At 49.9% G+C, this 18,647-nt stretch carries 18 protein-coding genes; 2 read left to right on the top strand and 16 right to left on the bottom strand.

The annotated features are described in order from the left end of the window. Positions 1–8: 8 nt before the first annotated feature. The 8 genes from QO008_RS06815 to QO008_RS06780 form a co-directional block, all read right to left on the bottom strand. Positions 9–614: a CadD family cadmium resistance transporter gene (locus QO008_RS06815; RefSeq protein ID WP_307385323.1), complete on the bottom strand. Its 606-nt coding sequence runs from the start codon at positions 612–614 to the stop codon at positions 9–11. 766 nt (positions 615–1,380) lie between these two features. Then, complete coding sequence (locus tag QO008_RS06810) at positions 1,381–1,860, bottom strand: Csac_0668 family 2Fe-2S cluster-binding (seleno)protein (RefSeq protein WP_126465724.1); 480 nt, start codon at positions 1,858–1,860, stop codon at positions 1,381–1,383. A 143-nt stretch (positions 1,861–2,003) separates the two neighbouring features. Then, entirely contained in the window at positions 2,004–3,848 is a 1,845-nt protein-coding gene (locus QO008_RS06805; RefSeq protein ID WP_307385320.1) for a heavy metal translocating P-type ATPase, read from the bottom strand. Between the two features lie 15 nt (positions 3,849–3,863). Further along, positions 3,864–4,085, bottom strand: coding sequence for a cation transporter (locus tag QO008_RS06800; protein ID WP_003145146.1), 222 nt, complete (start codon positions 4,083–4,085; stop codon positions 3,864–3,866). Between the two features lie 145 nt (positions 4,086–4,230). Continuing rightward, positions 4,231–4,599 carry an ArsR/SmtB family transcription factor gene (locus QO008_RS06795; protein ID WP_003145044.1) on the bottom strand — a complete coding sequence of 123 codons (369 nt, stop codon included), beginning with the start codon at positions 4,597–4,599 and terminating at the stop codon, positions 4,231–4,233. A gap of 509 nt (positions 4,600–5,108) precedes the next feature. Beyond that, positions 5,109–6,401 (bottom strand): 23S rRNA (uracil(1939)-C(5))-methyltransferase RlmD, encoded by a 1,293-nt coding sequence (gene rlmD / locus QO008_RS06790; protein WP_307385298.1) that lies wholly within the window; start codon positions 6,399–6,401, stop codon positions 5,109–5,111. After that, entirely contained in the window at positions 6,401–7,207 is an 807-nt protein-coding gene (locus tag QO008_RS06785; RefSeq protein WP_126465733.1) for a CvfB family protein, read from the bottom strand. Before QO008_RS06785 ends, rlmD begins: the two co-directional genes overlap by 1 nt. Beyond that, positions 7,204–7,776, bottom strand: a complete 573-nt coding sequence (locus QO008_RS06780; RefSeq protein WP_126465734.1) for a hypothetical protein — start codon at positions 7,774–7,776, stop codon at positions 7,204–7,206. The genes QO008_RS06785 and QO008_RS06780 overlap by 4 nt, the downstream gene beginning before the upstream one ends. 144 nt (positions 7,777–7,920) lie before the next feature. Here QO008_RS06780 and QO008_RS06775 point away from each other — a divergent pair, with 144 nt between their 5' ends. Next, the gene (locus QO008_RS06775) at positions 7,921–10,191 is read left to right on the top strand and encodes an ATP-binding cassette domain-containing protein (RefSeq protein ID WP_307385295.1); all 2,271 of its coding nucleotides are present in this window, start codon (positions 7,921–7,923) and stop codon (positions 10,189–10,191) included. A 44-nt stretch (positions 10,192–10,235) separates the two neighbouring features. Here QO008_RS06775 and QO008_RS06770 read toward each other — a convergent pair whose 3' ends face one another. The 4 genes from QO008_RS06770 to QO008_RS06755 form a co-directional block, all read right to left on the bottom strand. Next, positions 10,236–10,511 (bottom strand): hypothetical protein, encoded by a 276-nt coding sequence (locus tag QO008_RS06770; RefSeq protein ID WP_126465736.1) that lies wholly within the window; start codon positions 10,509–10,511, stop codon positions 10,236–10,238. 70 nt (positions 10,512–10,581) lie between these two features. After that, positions 10,582–11,046, bottom strand: a complete 465-nt coding sequence (locus QO008_RS06765) for a YbaK/EbsC family protein (RefSeq protein WP_307385292.1) — start codon at positions 11,044–11,046, stop codon at positions 10,582–10,584. Between the two features lie 9 nt (positions 11,047–11,055). After that, positions 11,056–12,876: a translational GTPase TypA gene (gene typA, locus QO008_RS06760; RefSeq protein ID WP_307385290.1), complete on the bottom strand. Its 1,821-nt coding sequence runs from the start codon at positions 12,874–12,876 to the stop codon at positions 11,056–11,058. 105 nt (positions 12,877–12,981) lie between these two features. After that, positions 12,982–13,374 (bottom strand): ATP-binding protein, encoded by a 393-nt coding sequence (locus QO008_RS06755; RefSeq protein WP_126465739.1) that lies wholly within the window; start codon positions 13,372–13,374, stop codon positions 12,982–12,984. Between the two features lie 234 nt (positions 13,375–13,608). Here QO008_RS06755 and rd point away from each other — a divergent pair, with 234 nt between their 5' ends. After that, the gene (gene rd / locus QO008_RS06750) at positions 13,609–13,770 is read left to right on the top strand and encodes a rubredoxin (protein WP_126465740.1); all 162 of its coding nucleotides are present in this window, start codon (positions 13,609–13,611) and stop codon (positions 13,768–13,770) included. Positions 13,771–13,808: 38 nt separating this feature from the next. Here rd and yihA read toward each other — a convergent pair whose 3' ends face one another. From yihA to clpP, 4 genes are read right to left on the bottom strand one after another with little or no spacing between them, the layout of a single operon-like run. After that, a complete protein-coding gene (gene yihA / locus QO008_RS06745) occupies positions 13,809–14,411 on the bottom strand; it encodes a ribosome biogenesis GTP-binding protein YihA/YsxC (protein WP_126465741.1) in 603 nt (200 codons plus the stop codon). Further along, positions 14,401–16,728, bottom strand: a complete 2,328-nt coding sequence (gene lon, locus QO008_RS06740; protein WP_307385287.1) for an endopeptidase La — start codon at positions 16,726–16,728, stop codon at positions 14,401–14,403. Before lon ends, yihA begins: the two co-directional genes overlap by 11 nt. A gap of 44 nt (positions 16,729–16,772) precedes the next feature. Beyond that, positions 16,773–18,029, bottom strand: a complete 1,257-nt coding sequence (clpX, locus tag QO008_RS06735) for an ATP-dependent Clp protease ATP-binding subunit ClpX (protein WP_307385285.1) — start codon at positions 18,027–18,029, stop codon at positions 16,773–16,775. Positions 18,030–18,041: 12 nt separating this feature from the next. Then, positions 18,042–18,626: an ATP-dependent Clp endopeptidase proteolytic subunit ClpP gene (gene clpP, locus QO008_RS06730; RefSeq protein WP_126465744.1), complete on the bottom strand. Its 585-nt coding sequence runs from the start codon at positions 18,624–18,626 to the stop codon at positions 18,042–18,044. Positions 18,627–18,647 lie beyond the last annotated feature (21 nt).

Genomic DNA, 18,647 nt, shown 5'->3' with positions numbered 1-18,647 from the left:
ATAGATTATTAACTTGCAATTAGGGAAATGAGATAATTAATCGTTCCATTTTCAATCAATATATAGAGACCGAGTCCAATAAACACGACTGGTACTATTATTTTTTCGTACTTTTCTACAGTCTCTCCGATAGCAGATATTGAAGCGAGATTGTGAGATAATTTGCATAGTATCAAAATTCCTAACGCAAATATTACTAAACTTATACTAATCTCAATCAAACTCTTTCCTGTAAAATAGGGGATATAAATTCCTAAATTATCTCCACCCATTGCCACTGTTAAACTTGTAAATGCTAAGATTTTTGATCCATCTCCGGTAATTTTTCCCTCGATGTCTTCTTCATCAATATCTTCATCCACAAAAATTGCTCTTATACCAAGACCTAGTGGAATTAGACCAAGGAGACCTATAATCCAATCTTGTGGAATAAAATTTAAAAAGTAAGCGGCAATAAGACTAATCAGTACAAGCAGTGCTGTACCTAAATACTGTCCTGCATAAATTGATTTTAAACCTTCTTTGCCTTGACTGGCGAATAAAATAGTCAAAACAACTAAGTAGTCAATTGATGTAGAGACAAAAACTAATAAAGCGGATACTATTGTTTCCATTATTTCTCCTTTCAAAATATTTAATTTTTATAGTCAATCAAAAGTGATTGCACACACATTCTGCCTTGGCAGTTGCCAATGGAGACATTTGAAGAAATAATTTCACAATTTTCCAACCTTTCTTTTAAGTATTATTTAAACTCTACTTAAATTATCAAATTTTGTCAAGTATGATAATAGATATCCACTCAAACTACGAAGATTGTATATACATAAGATTAGATCGAACAAAGATTATTTATCTAATATTGAATCATCTCATTCACTATTTTTAATGCTGCTTAGCCTTTTAATAAAAAAATTAATAATATGATTATTTAGTTCAAAATTCATAAACCTATTGATTTCAAGCTTTACAGAGCCTCTAACCCTCTATTCCCTTGTCATCAATACTAGAGCCTCAGCCGTAGCTTTCACCAATTGAAGTTCGTTATTCACTCGCTTCTCTTTGGGAAAGTCTGGCATGCCCACAGGGCACACGTGAGGCCTATTCAGTTTTTCTCCAAGAGCGTAGCGATTGGCTAAGAAAAACTAATGCCTTTGGTACCTCTGCTTCGCATCGATTAGCTTTGCTAATCGCGCGATAGCAGGGTTAGGGCTTCAACATGTTTCGAGTTGCCTTGATAGCTATCAAAACTGCGTTCTCAACCCCTATGGTTAAGGGGAACATATCCACACTCGTAGTTGGAAACATATCCAACATTGGCTCTCGTTTGTGGGAAGATATCAACGGTTTTGTCTGTTCGTGAGAACATATCAACTCAAATCATTTCATGGTTAATCCCTTATCAATGGCTTCCTGAATAATCTTATGACAACATACCCCCAAAGGATTGTTTTCCTTACAATGCGGATTTTTCATTGCTCCAGTTATGGCATTTACTTCTTTAACGGTTTTCGCACCATGCTTTACAACTGCTTCAATTACCTGATCTTCTGTGACTTTGCTGCAATAACAAGCATACTTAGGATCTGCATCTTTCTTAAACCAGATAGGAACCCTAACTTGGTCTTTTAAGAATTTTATTTCTTTATCTAAGTTATAGTAAATAACGTCGCAGTCCTCATTCATGCATATCTTATATTGATCTCCATCAACAGCATTACGATAATCATCTGTCACCAAGTGTTCAACGGTTATCCTACTAACTGTTACTCCTTCATTATTACAGACAGGGCAACTCTCCTTTGTTCTATTTAAATTTTGTGTGATACATTCACAGCAACATTCATCAATAACTTTCAATTACATAACCTCCACATCTTTAAAACCATTTAATTCAAGGTAAATCCCAACCAATTTTCATTTATAGTTTTTAAATTAAAAAATACCCCTTGATTGTATCGTCAATTATCGATATCATTCAAGGGGTGAATAGGAAAAATAGTTTATAGATTCTTTACATTCAAAGCTCTAAAAGCATTTAATACTGCAATGATAGTTACACCTACATCTGCAAATATAGCCGCCCACATAGTAGTTATTCCAAAAGCACTCAAAATAAGAACAATTATTTTTATTCCAATTGCAAATACTATGTTTTGATTTGCAATTTTTAGTGTCTTTTTAGAAGTCTTCATCGCAGTAGCAATTTTCGATGGCTCATCAGTCATAATCACAACATCAGCAGCTTCAATGGCCGCATCAGAACCTAAACCACCCATTGCTATTCCAATGTCTGCACGAGCTAATACAGGTGCATCATTGATTCCGTCTCCAACAAAGGCAAGTTTACCTTTTTTAGATTTTTGCGATAATAATTCTTCTAGTTTTTCAACTTTGTCTGCTGGCAACAGTTCTGCATAAACCTTATCAAGACCAAGCTCTTTAGCAACTTTTGAACCAATACTTTTATTATCACCTGTCAACATAACTGTTTGTTTAATATTAGCTGCCTTAAGTTCCTTGATTGCTTGTGCTGAATCTTCCTTTACCTCATCGGAAATTACAATGTAACCTATATACTTGTTATTAACAGCAACATGTACAACAGTACCGATCAGCTCTCCCTTGAAATAAGGGATATCCATCTTTTTCATAAGTTTGATATTTCCTGCCATAACCTTTTTGCCATCTACTGTTGCAATAACACCATGACCTGATATCTCTTCTACATCTGAAATACGTCCATTGTCTATTTCTTTGCTATATGCACGTTTCAGTGAAAGTGAAATCGGATGATTGGAATAGCTTTCCGCATGTGCAGTTAATTCTAGTAGCTCTTCTTTGGAAACTCCTTCTGGATGAATTTCCTGTACATTAAATACACCTTTCGTTAGTGTTCCAGTTTTATCAAAAACAACAATTTCAGTTTCTGCTAATGCCTCTAAATAATTACTACCCTTGACTAAAACACCTTTTTTTGAGGCTCCACCTATTCCACCGAAGAAACTCAAAGGAATTGAAATAACTAAAGCACACGGACAGGATACCACAAGGAATGCTAGTGCTCTATATATCCAATCACTAAAAGTCGCCCCGTCTATAACAAGAGGTGGTATAATAGCTAGAAAAACTGCAATTATAACCACAACCGGTGTATAATATCTCGCAAACTTCGTAATAAATTGTTCTGAATTGGATTTTTTACTACTTGCATTTTCAACTAAATCAAGAATTTTACTTACAGTAGATTCTCCAAATTCCTTGGTAACCTCTGCTGTAATAACCCCATTAATGTTGATGCACCCACTTAGGATATCACTTCCAACTTCTACTTCACGAGGAACAGATTCGCCTGTTAGTGCCGATGTATCAATCATTGAACTTCCCTCAATTACCTTGCCATCAAGAGGAATTTTTTCTCCTGCTTTAATTACAATAATATCACCAATTTGTACTTCATCTGGGTCAACTTTGACAAGTTCATCACCTTTTTTAACATTTGCATAATCTGGTCGAATATCCATAAGGCTTGCAATTGACTTTCTCGACTTGCCAACTGCATAGCTTTGAAACAGTTCTCCAACTTGATAAAACAGCATAACTGCAACACCTTCAGGATACTCACCAATAAAAAATGCACCAATTGTTGCAATACTCATTAAAAAGTTTTCATCGAAAACTTGACCTTTAAAAATATTTTTTACAGCTCTTTTTACAACATCTCCACCTACAATAATGTAACTTATTATAAAGAGAGCAATCTGTAACCATTCGTTATTTAAACTAAGCAATACTGCTGTAGCTAACACGGCTGCACCAATAATTATTCGCCATAGTCGTTTTGTCATACTAAATAGCCTCCTTTAAGCCTTTTTCATAGTTGTATCGGGTTCGATTTTTTTAACTATTTTTTCGGCCTCTGCTATTATTGTTGGCATTTTTTCATCCTCACCATCAATAACGAGTTTTGTGGTCATAAAGTTAACAGTAGCTTCTTTCACTCCATCAAGCTCATTAATAGCCTTTTCCATTTTTGCCGCGCAATTTGCACAATCTAAACCTTCAAGTATAAATTTCTTTTTCATTATTAAATCCTCCTAAATGTTATTTGTAATTTTATTTTGAATACTACAAGTCTTTTTCAGATTTTCTTGAAGCATTGCTCATTTGAAATGAAGACTTAAATATATTCCCAAATATCTTCAAAAAATATTCTATTCTACCGCATTACTACTTCTCGTTGATATGAATTAGACCTTGGTCAAATATTTCTCTTACATGATCATCAACTAATGAATAATATACTACTTTGCCTTCTTTTCTGTTTTTCACTAAATTAGCTTGTTTTAAGACTCTCAACTGATGGGAAATTGCTGATTGTGTCATGTTAAGTAATACAGCGATATCACAAACACACATTTCAGCTTCATGTAAAGCCCATAATATCCTGATTCGTGTTGAATCTCCAAATACTTTAAATAATTCTGCTAGATCATAAAGGCTTTCTTCTTGAGGCATTTTATCTCTAACTTGATTTACAATATCCTCATGAATTACATTGCAGTCACATCTTTCAATTGAATTAAATTTTTTAGTCATATTATGACCTCCTTTTAAATCATTTCATCTGAATACTTGGACAAGCATTCATACGTTGTATATTTATTATATTATTGTTTTTCTCTTGTGTCAATAGTTATATGAGAATTTATTCAGGTGTTTTTTTATATTATTTAAAATATCTCAAAACCATCTATTACGACATTAGAACCATAAAAGGGTGATTTCTATACAAACTTTTTTTAAATACACAATTGTTGTAGGTTCTATAATAGTTTGAAATAAAATTTCAAACTATTAAAAAACTATAGTGGTAGCTGTTTCAAAACAACTACCACTACATTAGATTATATAAAATTCTTATCATCCCAGAGGATTATTTCTCCCTCTTTCTGAGCCATCAATTTTTCCACCTTTATAATGTCATCACTCTTTTTACCCTATGTCATCTATAAAGCACCCCAAAAATAGGGGTCAAAAAACGGTGTTTTTTCGCTCATTTTTTGCTCTAAAATCACTCTTGAACCACTATATGTTGTGGTCGACCTCTACTTTTCACTCTCCAAACCACAATACGTCATCAGAATTATACTCTCAACGTGGGCCGAACGCGGGAACATATCGATCGGTTGCACGTGCTCTACCCGATACGCATCGCCCAGCAGGCGAATGTCGCGCGCCAAGGTGGCGGGGTTGCAGCTGACGTAGATGACGCTGGCGGGAGCGGCTTCTTGTATGCTCTTGACGACGGTCTCATGCAGGCCCGCGCGGGGCGGATCGCATACGATGACGTCGATGGGGCCTTCTTCTACCAATCGAGGCAGTATGTCCTCCGCGGCACCGGCGATGTAGCGAACGTTTTTGACGCCGTTTTCTTCGGCGGTTTTGCGGGCGTAGTCGACGGAATCGGCGGAGATTTCGACGCCGACGACTTCTTTTGCCTCCTCGTGCAGGGGCAGGGTGATCATGCCGATGCCCGAGTAGAGTTCTACGACGGTATCCGCGCCTTTGACGGCATCGGCGACGCCGCGGATGATGGCTTCGGCGCCTTCGGGGTTTACCTGAAAGAAGTTGGTGCCGGCGATGCCGTAGCGGTAGCCTGCGAGTTCTTCGGTAATGGCCGCCTTTCCATAAATATGGGTGAGGCGTTCTCCGTAGTGGCCCTTTTTCGATTTGCGTTCGGAGTAGTAGAGGCCGCTTACGCCGTGCTCTACGGCAAAGGCGACGGCGGCGGTTTTGGTTTTTTCGCGCAAGGGTTGATCCGCTACGAGGATCAGGAGCACTTCGCCCGCCCGATTGGTGCGGATCCCCACAAAGGAGAGGGCGTCCAAGAATTTTTGTCCCGTAAGGGCGAAGAGGATGCGATTGCCGCTATCGGTCTGCATCATACAGCGCTTTACCGGCACGGATTCGCCGTTTTTGCCGTAGAGGCAGAGTTTGCGGTCGCGCACATGAAACTGCATATGGTTTCGGTAGGCGCTGTCGCCGCCCCGCACCAGGACGTCCTCGACGTGTGTGGGCTCGTCGCCGATGCGCGCCAGGGCATCTTCGATGCGCTTTTTCTTCCACGCCAGTTCCGCCTCTCTGGAGAGTTCCAGAAACGCACAGCCGCCGCAGTCGGTGTACGGACAGGGGTTTTTGGCCCGCAAGGCCGACTTTATTAGGGTGCGGAGAATATGCGCCTCGTAGAAGCGCTTTTTCTTTTTGGTGATTTCGACTTCTACCACATCGCCGATATGGCCGCCGTCGAGGAAGACGACGGCGCCGTCTACCTTGCCGATTCCCCTTCCCCTATGGTCGTAGTCGACGATTTCGAGTTCCGCATGATCGAAAACTTCCATTATTTGCGTCTCGTTTCTTGTTTGCCGGGCACGGCCTTGCCTTCTTTGTAGAGTTTTCCGACGGCGCGCTTGAATGCCTTTTTCGTAAGGCCGGTGATGCGCATAATCTCTTCGGGATCGGATTTGTCGCCCACGGGCAAGACGCCGCCGTATTCGCCCATCATATCGTAGAGGACGTCGGAATCCTGCTGCATTTCGATATGAGCGTAGTCGCGGAGGCTCAGGGTGAGTTTGCCGTCGTCGAGGACGGTCTGTACCCGCGCCTCTACGGCATCTCCCGCGCGGTATATGCCCTTGAGCTCCTGCTTGGGCACCATGCCGTCGAAGGTGTCGTCCACCGCCACCAAGGCGCCCATGTCGCCGGTATGGTAGACGGTGCCTTTTACGGTATCGCCGCGCTTATAGGGGCTGTCGGTCCGTAGGGCGTCTTTGATCTGCATGCTCATCGCCAAACGCTCAGATTTGTCCACATACATGGTAAAGAGGTAGCGCTCTCCTTCGGCGATGCGCTCGGTGGCCTCGGAGAAGGGCAGCAGAATGTCCTTGGGCGCGCCGATGTCGACGAAGTAGCCGATTTTGGACTTATCCAATACTTTGAGGCGCTTTACCTCCCCCACCTGAATATAGGGGGTTTCGAGCATGCCGGCGATTTGCCCGTTGTTTTCCCTATACAAAAATACCGGTCGGATCTCGCCGTCTTTTGCGCGCATTTTTCCGTGGATCGGCACTTCGTTTTCTCCTTCTCTCGCCCAGAGGTATTTTCCCTTTTGCACGAGCTCCATATCTTGTACGATTCCCAGTTTCATTTTCGTCCTTTCTCCAATAGCGCCTTCGCCATGGTCTCATAAATTTCTTTGCCCCGGCCCGTTAGCGTCGATCCCAATTCGTAAAATGCGTGGGTGGAATCGGCGCTCTTCAAGAGGGCGTCGAGGGCGTAGTAGCTGAATGCGTCGTGTCGCCCCAATTCTTCTACGATTTTCCGCGCCTGCGTCTTGTGGCTCAGGTCAGTGAATTGGGTCAGGTATATGCCGAATTTTACGGCTTCTGTTACTTCGCTGTCGCGCATTAGGAGGATGCTTAGGCCCAAAAAAGGGCGGTCCATTTGGTCAAAGGCGTAGAGCCAGTTTTCAAAATGGGATTTTGCCTCCATGGCGCGGTGCTTGCGAAAGTAGTTTTCGATGTGTGGAATGCTGAAGGGTTCCCGGGCAAAGTATTCCATTATGCCCACGTCCAAGGCGTCGGTGGACACGCTTTGGACTGTCTCTTCGCCTTTTAGGACGGCGAGTTCGTAGCTGCCGTCCTCGGCGGAATCCAAGGGGATGTCTTTTACGACCTTTTCGTATACGGTCTTCGGCTTTTTTCTGAAAGTAAACATAGCGCCTCCTCGTATCATTTTCCCACAGCAAAGCCGCTTTTGCAATTCGCCCGCGCGCGTTCGAGGCGCCTTTGCCGACGCGTACCAAACCCTGCTTCGGGTATAGGTGAAATGTATCCCATACAGAAACAGAAAGAAGGAACCATGGAAGATCGAATCATTTTGGAGGGACTGACGCAGAACAACTTAAAAAACATCAGTCTGTCTCTTCCCAAAGAAAAGCTGATCGTCTTTTGCGGTCTATCGGGCTCCGGCAAGAGTTCGGTGGTGTTTTCCACCTTGGCGGCGGAGAGCCGGCGGCAAATGACGCGCAATTTTTCCCAGTATCTGCGGCGCCATATGCCGCTCTTTCCCCGCCCGGAGGCGGAGTCCCTTCGGAATCTGAGCCCCGCCTTGGTAGTGGAACAGAGGCCCATCGGCGCCAATGCCCGCTCCGATCTGGGGAGCTATACCGAAATCGGCCCGCTGATTCGCCTGCTATTTTCCCGGGCGGCGGTGCCGTCGTTGGGCTCTGCGACCGATTATTCGAAAAAATCCCCTGTAGGCCGCTGCCCGACTTGTGCGGGAAAGGGGCTGATTGTCGAGACGGATCTCTCGAAATTGGTGGATGAAGACAAGTCCTTACGCGACTACGCGGTGCGCTTTAAGCCGCTTTCCCCTTCCGGCTGGCAGGGGCGTTGGATGATCACCGGCGGCACCTTTGATCCCGATCTGCCGATCCGCGACTGGCCCGAAGAGAAGCGCCGGCTATTTTTTTATGGCCCCGAGGACGCGGAATATGTGATTATGCCCTTTCATACCAAAAACGGTCCCCATCAGGCGAAGTGGGACGGCCTGGTGCCGCGCTTCGAGCGGCTGTATGTGAACCGCGATATTTCGGATCTGAAGGAAGTCGATCGCGACGACGTACTCGCCATGACCCGGCACAGCACCTGCCCGACCTGCGGCGGAAGCGGGCTGAATCCCAAGCTCTTGACTTCGAAGGTCGCGGGCAAGCATATCGTCGAAGTCAACGAACTGGAACTCACCGAACTGGTGCGCTGGCTCGATGCCGTGGACGACCCGCTGGGCACGCCCATCGCCAGAGAAGCCGCCGAGACGACGCGACATCTGATCCGCCTGGGGCTCGGCTATCTGCGCCTTTCCCGCGCGGTGGCGACGCTTTCGGGCGGCGAATCGCAGCGGGTAAAGATCGCCCGCCAGCTGGCATCGAGTTTGAACAATCTTACCTTTATCTTCGACGAACCCACCGCGGGCCTGCACGCGAGCGAGGTGGCGGGGCTCGTAAAGGTGCTGCGGGATCTGGTGGATAAGCACAACACGGTCGTGGTGGTGGAGCACAATCCCATGGTGATCGAAGCCGCCGACGAACTGATCGAACTGGGCCCCGGCGCCGGCGACGAAGGGGGCGAGCTGCTCTTTCAGGGGCCGCCCGAACGCCTCCCCAAACAGACGCCCACGGGTGTCTATCGCAACCGGCCCCTCGCGCTCAAGCCGTCGTATCGCAGCGCGAAGGACGCGTTTTCAATCAAAAATGCCCGGGTGCACAATCTCAAGGATCTATCCCTTACCATCCCCAAAGGCGTTTTCGTCGCCGTCTGCGGCGTTTCGGGCTCGGGCAAGAGTTCCTTAATTCTCAATGCCTTCTACCCCGCGCACAGCGAGGACACCGTGCGGATCGATCAGAAATCCATCGGCATTTCCTCCCGCTCTACCCTGGCGACCTATATGGGCATTATGGACGACATCCGAAAGGTATTCGCCAAGGCCACCGGCGAAGATCCGGGACTGTTTTCGTTTAATTCCCTGGGCGCCTGCCCGGTTTGCGGCGGAAAGGGCTATCATGAACCGGATATGGCCTTTGCCGATCCCGTAAAGCTGGTGTGCGAAAGCTGCGGCGGCCTCCGATATTCCGACGAGGCGCTTTCCTATACCTACCACGACAAAAACATCGTCGACTTTTTGCGCCTCACCGCCAAAGAGGCCCTTGCCATCGCCGAAAACGACAAGATATTGCACCGCTTGAAGACCCTGGAGGCCGTGGGCCTCGACTATCTGCGGCTGGGACAATCGACGGCAGATCTTTCCGGCGGCGAGCTGCAGCGCTTAAAACTCGCGAGCCGCCTACAATACGAGGGCAAGATCTATCTGATCGACGAACCCGCCACGGGGCTCCACCCCCGCGATGCGGAGCATATTCTGCGCCTGTTCGACACAATAGTCGATCGGGGCAACAGCCTGATCATTATGGAACACAATCTCCGCTTTCTCGCCGCGGCGGATTGGATCATAGAACTGGGCCCCGAAGGCGGAAGGCGCGGCGGGCATCTGCTCTTTGAAGGCACGCCCGAAGCGCTTCTCTGTGCCGATACGCCGACGGCGCATTGGTTCAAAAAGAGAGTGCGGCAAAAATAAAAGTGCTCCGGCAAAGGCCGAAGCACTTTTGTTTTTTATTCGCATTACATTCTCTGCGCCACATGTCCGATGGTATCGGCCACCCATTCCCGTATGTCGGGCATATGGTCCCGCGCATAGGCGACGGAACCCTCGGCGGCGCTCACTACGTCTTCTACCCGGGCGCCGTCGGTCTTGTAGTACAGTCTTTGCAATGTGCCGTTAGAAAATAAGTACGCCATCAGGAGAAAGAATACGAGCAGGCGGCGGATGCGGCGACGCCGTCTCTTTCTGCGCTTTTTCTCCCGTCTTTCGTCGATAAATCCGTAAGCGGTATCCATTTCTCTCCTCCTTTGCTATGAGTATAACAGACAATATCCAACAAATAGCAAAGAGAGGGAGAACCTCCTTCTACTTTGCCACATCCACCGCGCCGTCCGCGTCTATGGCTTCGATCAATTCATCGGGGCGAAAGCGACAGACGGCGTAGGCCGAGCCGCAGGCGGGGTAGACGATGTCGTAGGCGCGGAGGCTCTCGTCGACATAGAGCTTTACGCCTTCCTTTACGCCGAAGGGCGTGACGCCGCCGACTTCGTGGCCGATTTCGTCCGCCACCTCTTCGGGCGACAGCATTTTCGCCTTGGTGCCGAAGGTCGCCTTAAACTTTTTGTTGTCGACCCGCTTGTCCCCCGCCATCACGATCAAAATCGGCGTGCCGTCTTTGTCGCGAAAGGTAAGGGATTTGGCGATCTCGCCTTCGGTAACGCCCAGGACTTCTGCCGCCATAGAAACGGTGGCGGTCGAGTCTTCGGTTTCTATGAAATGTGCCGTGAGGCCCTTTTTTTCTAAGAATGCATAGGCTCTTTCCTTCGACATACTGCCCTCCTATTTGTTCTTGTTGGATTTGTACCGCCGGTTGGAATCGAGAATGGTCTTTCGAATGCGGAAAGACTTGGGGGTGATCTCGATCAGCTCGTCGTCTTCGATAAATTCGATCGCCTCTTCCAAGCTCAGGTCCTCGATGGGAGAAAGGCGCAGCGCATCGTCGCTGCCGGCGGCGCGGACGTTGGTCTGCTTCTTGGTTTTGGTGACGCTCACCTCGAGATCGAGCCCCTTGGGGGAAGAGCCCACCACCATGCCCGCATACACTTCTTCGCCGGGCTCTACAAAGAGATCGCCGCGGTCTTGGGCGTTGTGCAGACCGTAGGCGGATGCCACGCCGGTGTCGAAGGAGATGATGGAGCCGGTCTTGCGGCGGGGAATGTCGCCCTTATAGGGGGCGTAGTTTTCGAATTCGGAGTTCATAATGCCGTTGCCCTTGGTGTCGGTCATAAATTCCTGGCGATAGCCGATCAGGCCGCGGGCGGGAATGCGAAATACCAAACGGCTGTACCCGCCGCTGGGTTCCTGCATGGTGAGCAGCTCGCCCTTTCTGCGGCCGAGTTTTTCGATGATGGAGCCGATAAATTCCTGCCCCACGTCGATGGTGACTTTTTCCATGGGCTCGTGGCGCTTGCCGTCGATTTCCTTAAACAGCACTTCGGGCTTGGAAACCTGAAATTCGTAGCCTTCCCGGCGCAGGTTTTCGATTAAGACCGAAAGGTGCAACTCGCCCCGGCCGCTGACCTTAAAGGCATCGGTGGAGTCGGTGTCTTCGACCTTGAGACTCACGTCGGTCTCCAGCTCCCGGTAAAGGCGGCTGCGAAGCTGTCTCGAGGTGACGAATTCCCCTTCTCTGCCGGCAAAGGGAGAGTTGTTGACCGAGAAGGTCATCGCCAATGTCGGCTCGGAGATTTTGACGAATTCCAGCGCCTCGCCGTGTTCCGGATCGGTGATGGTGTCGCCGATATTGATGGATTCGATTCCGGTCACCGCGACGATATTGCCGGCGGAGGAGCCATCGGTCTCGACGCGGTCCAAACCTTCGAATTCGAAGATCTTGTTGATCTTCACCTTGCGTCTGAGCGTCGGCCGGGCGGCGTTTACGAGGAGCATTTCGTCGCCCTTGTCGATGGTTCCGTTTTCGATCTTGCCGACGCCGATTCGGCCCACATAGTCGTTGTAGTCGATGGTCGAGATCAAGAGCTGCGCGGGTTGATCGACATCGCCGGTGGGCGGGTCGATGTGCTCGAGGATCGCATCGAACAGGGGCTTCATATTTTCCCCTTTGGTTTCGGCGTCTTCGCTCGCCCAACCTTGTTTCGCCGAGGCGAAGATAAAGGGAGAGTCGAGCACGTCTTCGTCGGCTCCGAGTTCGATAAACAGATCCAGGACTTCGTTCACCACTTCGTCCGGACGGGCGCCGTCTCTGTCGACTTTGTTGATGCAGACGATCAAATCGAGGCCCAATTCAAAGGACTTTTTGAGGACGAATTTGGTCTGGGGCATGGGTCCTTCAAAGGCGTCGACCAAAAGCACCACGCCCGATACCATTTTGAGCACCCGCTCTACCTCGCCGCCGAAGTCGGCGTGGCCCGGGGTGTCGATGATGTTGATCTTCGTGTCCCCGTATCGGATGGCGGTATTCTTTGAAAGAATGGTGATGCCCCGCTCCTTTTCGATGTCGCCGGAATCCATAACCCGCTCGGCGACGACCTGGTTGTCCCGAAACACCCCGGACTGGCGGAGCAATACGTCGACCAATGTGGTCTTTCCGTGGTCGACGTGGGCGATGATGGCGATATTTCTGATTTCCCTGGATTCCATACAATTCCTTTCTCGGCAAAAGCCTCCATAAAAATAGGATCGGTCAAGCCAATCCTCTAACTTATCTATTATACAGCAACGGCCGCGTTTGTAAAAGATGCCGCACTAAATATTCATATGACAGCGAATGGTGTTGCCCTCGTATCGGACCGATTCGCAGATGGATTCCACCAAAAACAGACCCCGCCCGTTACATCGCGTGCTGGAACAATCGAAGGCCTCTCGCACCGTGTCGATGCCGCGCCCTTCGTCCCGCACGACGATGGAAACGGTCTCGGGACCGAGTTCCACGAGCAGATATACTTTTTTGTCGCTGTCCCAATCATTGCCGTGCTGCGCGCCGTTCAACAACAGCTCGTCGATGATCAGCCGAATGTCGTACTGTAAATCTATATCTGAAATATAAAAGGATACCTGTCGCATGGCTTCGGCGATAAAGCCGCGCAGCGAAAGCATATCGCTCTCGACAGATCCCTCGATGGTTCTTAGCTCTTTCAAAACTTCACCCCTAATTCTATTTTTATTGTACCCAATTCTGTGCTTCTTATACGGAATTATTTTTTTATTCTTTTCTGTTTTCTTTTCGGTCCCTGCGCGGCGATTTGTTTCGGTCTTCGGACGAGCGCGTAAAATATTTTTCCCTTCGGTTTTAAATTTTCGGTTTTAGAATTTCGGTCTCGAGGGTATAAAAGGAGTAAGACAAAGAGTTAACTTTTGAAAGGAGTTCTATTCATGGAAAAATACGAATGCACAGTTTGCGGATACATCTACGACCCGGCAGAAGGCGACCCGGACAATGGCGTAAAGCCCGGCACCGCTTTTAAAGACATTCCCGAAGACTGGGTATGTCCCCTCTGTGGCGCAGGCAAAGAAGACTTCGAAAAAGTCGACTAAGAAATACAGAAACGGCGTGTTCTACAACACGCCGTTTTTTATTGCCGTTTTCGATGAAATTCCGCCATATTTTCGATGACGTCCCAGAGTTCGGGCACCGCCTTTTTGTCGACGGCGCTAAAGGGAAAGATCAGATCCGTGTTTTCTATGGAGAGCGTCTTCTTGATGACAGAAACGGCCTTTTGCCGCTGATTGTTCGACAATTTGTCCGCCTTGGTGGCCACCACCATGCCGGCAAATCCGCTCTCTATGATCCAATCGTACATCTGCCGATCCTTTGCCGAAGGCGCATGGCGCATATCCACCAGGAGGATCAGCTCCGAAAGATTCTCGCGCTCGGCCAGGTATTCGTTGATGGTCTTCGCCCAGGCGTCCATATCTTTCTTCGACGCCACGGCGTAGCCATAGCCCGGCAGGTCGACGAAGCGCAATGCGTCGTTGACCCGATAAAAGTTGATGGTGCGGGTCTTGCCCGGCTTGCCGCTGGTGCGGGCGAGGTTTTTTCGGCCGAACATGGCGTTAATAAAGCTGCTCTTTCCCACATTGGACCGTCCGCAGAACGCAAACTCCGGCAGATCCGCCGCGGGGTACTGCGCCGCCTTGACGGCGACGCGCTCGAGCTCCAGTTGTTTAATGACCATCGGCAATCGCCTCTTTGATGACTGCTTCCATGCTTTCGACGGGGATAATCGTAAGCCGCGCGATCGAAGGCGAATCCATTTCCTTGAGCTCCCGCTCGTTCGCCTTGGGGATGAGCACGGTCTTGACGCCCGCCCGCTGGGCGGCGAGGAGCTTTTCCTTGAGGCCGCCGATGGGGAGCACGCGCCCCCGTAAGGTGACCTCGCCGGTCATGGCGACCAGTCGGTTTACGGGCTTTTCCGTCAGCGCCGAATAGAGTGCGGTGGTCATGGCGATCCCGGCGCTGGGGCCGTCCTTGGGAGTGGCGCCGTCGGGAACGTGGATGTGGATGTCGTGTTTTTCCTTAAAGTCGGCGGGAATGCCGATCTCTTCGCTCTTGCTCCAAATATAGCTGAGCGCCGCCTGTGCGGATTCCTTCATGACATCGCCCAGCTGGCCGGTAAGCTGCATTTTGCCCTTGCCGGGGACGATATTGACTTCGATCCCCAAGAGCACGCCGCCGATCGAGGTCCACGCCAGGCCGTTTACATAGCCCACCAGATCTTCCTCTTCCACCGTATCGCGCAGCGCCTTTTTTTCGCCCAGATACTTGCTCAAGTTGCGATTGGTGATCTGCACGCGCTTTTTGTCGCGTTCCAGATATTCCAGCGTCACCTTGCGGACGATCTTCGCGAGTTCCTTGTCGAGCATGCGCACGCCCGCTTCGCCCGTATAGCTTTCGATTACGGTGTCGACGGCATTGTTCGAGATGGTGATCTCCTCGGGATCATAGCCCACGTCCTTGAGATGCTTGGGCCACAAGTGGCGCGTCGCGATCTCGCGCTTTTCCTCGGGGGTGTAGCCGCCGAGGCGAATGATCTCCATCCGGTCCAATAGCGGCGCGGGAATGGTCTTGGTGGTATTGGCGGTGGTGATAAAGAACACCTTGGAGAGGTCGAAGGGCACCTCCATATAGCGGTCGGTAAAGGTGTTGTTCTGTGCCGGGTCCAATACTTCCAACAGGCCCGATGCGGGGTCTCCGCGGTAGTCGTTGCCCACCTTGTCGATCTCGTCCAACAGAAAGAGCGGGTTGTTCTTCTTCGCCTGCTTCATCAAGGTAAGCACCCGCCCCGGCATAGAGCCGATATAGGTGCGTCTGTGGCCGCGAATTTCGCTCTCGTCGGTCATGCCGCCCAAGCTCATGCGCACATAGGGCTTTTTCAGCGCTTTGGCGACAGAGGCGGCGATGGAGGTCTTGCCGACCCCCGGCGGACCCACCAGGCACAGAATGGGCGACTTGGCATTGGAGGATTTTTTGCGCAGGGCAATAAACTCGAGGATCCGCTCTTTGATGTCCTTCAACCCGTAGTGCTCGTCGTCCAAGATCTTTCGGGCCTCGGCGAGTTCGTAGTCCTCCTCGGCCTCTTCACACCAGGGCAGATCGAGGACCCAATCCAAATAATTGGTGATGCCCGCGTATTCGGGGGAGGCGCTGTTCATGCGGCCGAGCTTCTGCAGTTCCTTCTCGGCCTTTTCCCGCACGGCGTCGGGGAGCGCCTTTTCCTCGAGCTTTTCCCGGTAATTGTCGATCTCTTCTTCCTCGTCTCCGCCTTCGCCCAGTTCCCGGCGGATCACCTTCATCTGCTCTTTGAGGAAGTACTCCTTCTGGCTCTGGCTCATATTCCGCTTTACCTTGTCGTCGATGGCGTTTTCGATGGTTAAAAGCTCGATCTCGCGCGAAAGCACCATATGCAGAGTGGTGAGCCGCGCCTTAATGTCGATCGCATCGAGAACCGACTGGGCGTCTTCCGCCCGTAAATTGACATAGCCCGCCACGGTATCGGCAAAGGTCTGCGGGGTGTCGTAATTAATCACCGAATCCAAAAGTCCCGGATAGATCTTGTTGTTTTTTTCGATATATTCGTCGAGATCCGCCTCTGCCATGCGCAAAAGCGCCTCCATTTCGGCGTCCATGTCTACTTCTTCTTCCTCGAAGACATCGACTTGCGCGCGAATATAGCTGTCGGAAAAATCCGACGCGACGATGCGTCCCCGCGCATGGCCTTCCACCAGCACGCGTACGATGTCGCCGGGCAGGCGCAGAATCTGGTTGATCTTAACCAGGGTGCCGATTTCGTACAGGTCGTCGATTTCCGGCTCTTCCACGTCGGGATCCTTTTGGGTGGTCAAAAACAGATAGCCGTCCCCGGCATCCGCCCGCTCGATGGCGGCGACGGATTTTTTGCGCGCGGCGTCGAAGTGGGTGATGACGTGGGGCAGAATGACCATGTCCCGAAGGGCGAGCAGGGGAAATGCCTCTCGTTTTTTTACTGTTGCCATAGATACTCCTTATACAAAAAAGCCCACCGCAGTGAGCCTTTCCCTTATTGGTCCGACGAGGTCTTCTGTAAGGGCTCGTCTCTGATTAGAACGGGGTCTTCCGTTCCCTCTACGCTCTCTTTGGTCACGATGACCCGCCGAATGTCTTCGAAGGAGGGAATCTCGAACATGGTGTCCATCATCACCTCTTCGATGGTGCCGCGCAGGCCCCGCGCACCGGATTTTTTGACGATCGCCTTTTCGGCGATGGCTTCCAATGCGCTCTCCTCGAATTCCAGTTCCACATTGTCCATGGCAAACAGCGCTTCGTACTGTTTGACCAGGGCGTTTTTGGGCTCTGTAAGGATGTGCACCAGCGCGTCCTTGTCCAGCTCTTCTAAGGTCACGGTAACCGGCAGACGGCCGATAAACTCGGGAATCAAGCCGTATTTTAAGAGGTCTTCGCCTTCGAGATGCTTTAAGAGGTCGATCTCGTCGTGCTTGCTCCGCTTGATTTCCGTACCGAATCCGATGCCGCCTTTTCCCATGCGCGCCTCGATGATTTTGTCCAAGGAGTCGAAGGCGCCCCCGAGAATAAACAGGATATTGGTGGTATCCACCTGGATAAATTCCTGGTTCGGGTGCTTTCTGCCCCCTTGGGGCGGCACATTGGCGACGGTACCTTCGATCATCTTGAGGAGGGCCTGTTGCACGCCCTCGCCGCTTACGTCGCGGGTGATCGAGACGTTTTCGGATTTGCGGGCGATCTTGTCGATCTCGTCGACATAGATGATGCCCTTTTCGGCGGCTTCGATGTCGTAATCCGCCGCCTGAATCAGCTTGAGGATGATATTTTCTACGTCCTCGCCCACATAGCCCGCCTCGGTAAGAGAGGTGGCGTCGGCGATGGCGAAGGGTACATCCAAGATCTTCGCCATGGTCTGCGCGAGAAGGGTCTTGCCGCTTCCGGTGGGGCCGACCATAAGGATGTTGCTCTTTTGGATCTCTACGCCGTCGTCGGACTGGGCGCGGTCCAAATTGCCGATCCGCTTATAGTGGTTGTATACCGCCACCGCCAAGGAGCGCTTGGCGCGTTCCTGGCGAATGACGTAATCGTCTAAGGTCTCTTTGATCTTCGCCGGGGTGGGCAGCTTTTCCTCGCGGGGAATCTCGCGAATGCGCGATTCCTCTTCCAAAATCTCATCGCACAGGCGGATGCATTCATTACAAATATACACATTCGGGCCTGCGATGAGGCGTTCTACCTGTTGTTGCGATTTGCCGCAAAAAGAGCAGCGCAAATCGTCCGAATTTTTCGACATGAATGCTCCTAACTATTTACGTTTTTCGATGACGTCATCGATAATGCCGTAGGCCTTCGCCTCTTCGGCGGACATAAAGAAGTCCCGATCGGTGTCGGTTTCCACCTTTTCCAGCGGTTGTCCGGTTCTTTCGGCGATAATCTTGTTCATCTGTTCCCGCGTCTTCAAAATCTTCTTCGCGTGGATTTGGATATCCGTCGCCTGTCCTTGGGCGCCGCCCAAGGGTTGGTGGATCATAATGTCGGCGTTGGGGAGCGCATAGCGCTTGCCTTCTTCGCCAGCGAGGAGCAAAAATGCCCCCATCGATGCCGCCAGGCCTACGCAAATGGTAGAGACGTGGGGTTTGATATATTGCATGGTATCGTAGATGGCAAAGCCCGCGCTCACCGAACCGCCCGGGGAGTTGATATAGATCTGAATGTCTTTATCGGGATCTTCGGACTCCAAAAACAGGAGTTGTGCCACGACCAAATCGGCGATCTGATCGTTGATCTCTCCGGTCAAAAAGATGATTCTGTCTTTGAGCAGTCTCGAATAAATATCGTAACTTCTCTCACCGCGATTGGTCTGTTCTACGACCATAGGTACTAATGCCATGATTGCCTCCTTATGCGAGGC

The sequence above is a fragment of the Aedoeadaptatus ivorii genome (genome assembly GCF_030815095.1).
GTDB classification, from domain to species: Bacteria; Bacillota; Clostridia; order Tissierellales; family Peptoniphilaceae; genus Aedoeadaptatus; species Aedoeadaptatus ivorii.
The sequence above is the reverse complement of the archived record's forward strand: the minus strand, read 5'-3'. Positions and strand labels throughout refer to the sequence as shown.